3 protein-coding genes are annotated in these 4,604 nt (G+C 64.6%); 1 reads left to right on the forward strand and 2 read right to left on the reverse strand.

Going from position 1 to position 4,604, the window contains the following annotated elements:
• Positions 1 to 173: 173 nt before the first annotated feature.
• A complete protein-coding gene (locus EOA24_RS28165; RefSeq protein ID WP_126078647.1) occupies positions 174 to 3,371 on the reverse strand; it encodes a multidrug efflux RND transporter permease subunit in 3,198 nt (1,065 codons plus the stop codon).
• A complete protein-coding gene (locus EOA24_RS28170; protein WP_245467175.1) occupies positions 3,365 to 3,679 on the reverse strand; it encodes a hypothetical protein in 315 nt (104 codons plus the stop codon). Before EOA24_RS28170 ends, EOA24_RS28165 begins: the two co-directional genes overlap by 7 nt.
• 172 nt (positions 3,680 to 3,851) lie before the next feature.
• On the opposite strand from EOA24_RS28170, the gene EOA24_RS28175 reads away from it, so the two are divergent.
• Positions 3,852 to 4,433, forward strand: a complete 582-nt coding sequence (locus EOA24_RS28175) for a TetR/AcrR family transcriptional regulator (protein WP_126078646.1) — start codon at positions 3,852 to 3,854, stop codon at positions 4,431 to 4,433.
• Positions 4,434 to 4,604 lie beyond the last annotated feature (171 nt).

Genomic DNA, 4,604 nt, shown 5'->3' on the forward strand with positions numbered 1-4,604 from the left:
GACATTCACCCCCGGCACCGGCATGACGAAGGCCGCCGGGGCGGGCGCCGCGCCCGCCGTGCCGCCGCCGAGATAGCCCGGATTCAGCAGGTGGACGCTTGCAACCGACACTGCGCCCACCGCGACGGCGGCGCCTAAAGCGATTTTCCATCTACGCATTTTGCTCTCCAATCCTATTCGGCCGCCTGGGCGAGCGGCTGAAGCGCCGGCTCGGCGGTCGGTTCAATTTCCTTTGGCTCAGGGGCGTCGTGGTGTCCCTCGGCTGGTTCCTTTTCGCCGCGCTCGCGCAGCTGTTCGATCACCGCGTAGAAGACAGGCACGAAGACCAGCGACAGGATGGTCGCCGCCACCATGCCGCCGAAGACGGTGGTGCCGATCGACTGCCTGCTGGCCGCGCCCGCGCCCGTCGCGAACATCAGCGGCAGCACGCCGAGGATGAAGGCGAAGGCGGTCATCAGGATCGGCCGCAGCCTCAGCCGCGCAGCCTCCATCGAGGCCTCGACGATAGTGAGGCCTTCCTCGCGCCGGCGTCTGGCGAACTCGACGATCAGGATCGCGTTCTTGGCCGCGAGGCCGATCAGCATGACGAAGCCGATCTGCGAGTAGACGTCGATCTGCATGCCGCGCAGCAAAAGCACCACGAAGGCGCCGAACAGAGCGAGCGGCACGGCGAGCAGCACCATGAAGGGCATCGCCCAGCTTTCATACTGCGCCGCCAGGATCAGGAAGACGAAGACGATCGCCAGCCCGAACACGACCGAGGCGATCGATCCGGCCTTGAGCTCCTGGAAGGTGATGCCGGTCCATTCGTAGCCGAAGTCGCGCGGCAGCACGTTCGCTGCCGCCCGCTCCATGGCCGCCACCGCCTGACCGGACGAGAAGCCGGGGGCAGCACCGCCATTGATCAGGGCCGAGGCATTGTTGTTGTAATGCGGCACGGTCTCGGGTCCGACGATCGGCACCAGCTTGCCCAGCGTGCTCAGCGGCACCATGCCGCCCGACGCGTTGCGCACATAGAGCCTGGAGATGTCGGTGGCGTCGGCGCGCGCGTCCTTGTCGGCCTGGATGGTCACGCGGAAGGTGCGGCCAAACAGGTTGAAGTCGTTGACGTAGAGCGAGCCGAGATAGATCTGCAGCGTGTTGAACACATCGGGCAGGTTGAGGCCGAGAAGCTTCGCCTTGCTGCGGTCAAGGTCGTAGTTGAACTGCGGCGTCGAGGTCGAGAAGGACGAGAACAGCTGCTGCGGATTGAGCTCGGGCTGCTTGCGCGCCTCCGCGATCAGCGCCTGCGTCACATCGTTCAGCGCAGCGCTGCCGCGTCCCGACAGATCCTCCACCTGGAACTCGAAGCCGCCGGTGGTGCCGAGGCCCGGGATCGACGGTGGATCGAAGGACAGCGCGAACGCATCCGGCATCTGCAAGAGCTTGCCGCGCACCTGTTCGACCAGTTTCGAGGCGCTCTGGTCAGGCCCGCGCTCATCCCAGGGCTTCAGGATGGCGAACTCCACCGCCGAGTTCGACTGCGCGGCGCTGGTGAGGAAGTTCAGACCGCTGATCGAGCCGACGATGTCGACGCCGGGCGTGTTCTGCAGGATGTCGCGCGCCTTCTGCGCCACCGCGTCGGTGCGTTCGAGCGAAGCGCCGTCCGGCAGCTGGATGACGACGAAGAAATAGCCCTGGTCCTCCACTGGGAGGAAGGTCGAGGGCAATTTCTGCCAGACGAAATAGGTGGCGACGAGGCCGGCCGCGAACAGGCCGAGCATCGCCCAGCGCAGCTTGATCAGGATGCGCACGCCGTGGGCATAGGCATGGGACAGCCAGTCGAAGCCGGCGTTGAACCAGCGGAACAGCACGAACTGGGTTTCGCCGCGATGGCGCAGGAAGGCGGCGCTCAGGGCAGGGGATAGCGTCAGCGAGTTGAAGGCTGAGATGCCGACCGAGATCGCGACGGTGAGCGCGAACTGGTTGTAGAGCCGGCCGGAGACGCCCGGGATGAAGGCGACGGGAATGAACACCGCCATCAGCACCGCCGTAGTGGCGATGATCGGTCCGGTCACTTCGGCCATCGCCGCGCGCGTCGCGGCAAGCGGCTTCAAGCCCGCTTCCAATTGTCGCTCGACATTCTCCACCACCACGATTGCGTCGTCGACGACAAGGCCGATCGCCAGCACCATGCCGAGCAGCGAGAGCATGTTGAGCGAGAAGCCCAGCATATACATGATCGCCAGCGTCGCGATCAGCGATACGGGGATGGCGATGGTCGGGATGATGGTGGTGCGCCAGCTCTGCAGGAAGATGAACACCACCGCCACGACCAGCACCAGCGCCTCGCCGAGCGTGATCAGCACGTCATGCATCGAGGCCGACACGAAGCGCGTCGTGTCGTAATGCATGGCGTAGTGGACGCCCTTCGGGAAGCGCTGCGACAGCTCCTGCATCTTGTCCTTGACCCGCTGCTGCAGGTCGAGCGCGTTGGAGCCGGGCATCTGGTAGACGGCCAAAACCACCGTCGGGTCCTTGCCGAAGAAGGCGGATGACGAATATTGCAGCGCGCCGAGCTCGATGCGGGCGACGTCCCGCAGCCGCACAAGCGAGCCGTTCTGGGAGTTGGCGCGCACGACGATGTCGCCGAATTCCTTCGGGTCGCTCAGGCGGCCGACGGCATTGACCTGCATTTCGAAGGCGGTGCCGGCCGGCGCCGGCGACTGGCCGATCTTGCCGGCCGCGACCTGCACGTTCTGCTCGGCGATGGCGTTCTGGACGTCGACGGCGGTGATACCGAGATTGGCGAGCTTGTCTGGGTCGAGCCAGACGCGCATCGAATAGCGGCGCTCGCCGAAGATCTGCACGTCGCCGACGCCCGGCAGGCGCTTCAGCGGATCGACCACCTGCAGATAGGCAAGGTTGCTCAGCGCCACGGGATCGACCGAGCCGTCCGGCGAGGTGAGGTCGACGATCAGCACGAAATTGGGGTTCTGCTTCTTGATCGTCACGCCGCCCTGGTTCACGATTGCCGGCAGGGAGGACGCCGCTTGGCTGACGCGATTCTGCACGTCGACGGCCGCCGTGCTCAGCGGATAGCCGACGTCGAAGGTGATGGTGATGGTGGACGAGCCGTCATTTGAGCTCGTCGACGACATGTAGGTCATGCCCTGCACGCCGTTGATCTGCTGCTCGAGCGGCGTGGTGACCGTATCGGCCACGACCTGCGCGCTGGCGCCCGGATAGTGGGCGCTGACCACGACCTGCGGCGGCGTGATGTCGGGGAACTGCGAGACCGGCAGCAGGAAATAGGCGATCGCGCCGGCGAGCACCATGATGATGGCGATCGCGGACGCGAAGATCGGGCGGTGGACGAAGAAGTTTACCATGATGCGCATGCCTCGACGAAGGGCTTTGCGAAATGACGCAGGCGCCGGGTCCGGCCGGAACCGGAATCCTGCAGGAAGGAAGGCAGGATTTCATCATCCGGCGCCTGTTTCGCCGCGCGCTGGCGCAGCATCCGTTCGAAGGCTTTGGGGTCGATTCCGTCCGCCTTCATCACCAGCCGGATCATCGGATCCCGGACGGCTTCGTCGATCGTCAGGTCTTTGCGCTTTTGCATAGGAGCGGCTCCTTGCTCGGTCCGCATCGATTGATCACGGACCGCTTTTCTCTTTTTCACCGGCCGAAGCCGCATGACAGGCTGCTTTTTCGTCCTATCTCACTCTGGCAGGCTATCGGAGGGCCTTGTCGTTTGACGGGGAGTGATATAGGTGTTACCAGTAAGTAACATCTAAAAGTTACAGACCGGTAACACCCTAGTCAAGAGGTGGCGACGGTTTTTTTGGAAACGACGAAAGGAGATCATCATGAGTGACGGCGTCGCGGAGCGTTCCCGTCCCCGGGATCGGATCCTGGAGACGGCGCAGGACATGTTCCACAAGCACGGCATCAAGGGCGTTGGCGTCGACGCCATCACCGAGGCTGCCGGCACCAACAAGATGACGCTTTACCGCCATTTCGAGTCCAAGGACGAGCTGGTCGTTGAATGCCTGCGCGCCACGGCGGCGAAGGCTTCAAGGATCTGGGACGAGTTCGAGGCCCAGCATCCCGGCGACAAGCTCGCCCAGTTGCATGCCTGGGTCCAGAAGGCTTCGGAACTGCTCAGCGCCGACAGCCGCGGCTGCGACATGGCCAATGCCGCCGTCGAGCTCACCGAGGCCGACCACCCGGCCAGGCGCGTCATCAAGGAACTGAAGGAAGCCCAGCGCGAGAAGCTGGTAGCGCTTTGCCGCGATGCCGGCATCGGCCAGGCCGAACTGCTTGCCGACACGCTGTCGCTGCTGCTCGAAGGCGCCCGCGTCTCGATGCAGAGCGTCGGCGCCGAAGGCCCGAGCGCGCAATTCGTGCGCATGGCCGAAAGCCTGATCGCTTCATTCCGGGCGCGCTGACTCGGGGCTTACGGACTCCCCCTCATCCGGCCGCTTCGCGGCCACCTTCTCCCCGAGGAGGGTTTTGCATGGGAGTCGATATTTAGCGCACGAGGCGGATGGGCGTTTTTTGAAAGGCGCTCTGGCCGCTTTGGCGGGTTATTTTGCCTCGCTCTTGGGGCCTCAGGCCGC

The organism is Mesorhizobium sp. M2A.F.Ca.ET.039.01.1.1 (genome assembly GCF_003998035.1).
GTDB lineage: Bacteria > Pseudomonadota > Alphaproteobacteria > Rhizobiales > Rhizobiaceae > Mesorhizobium.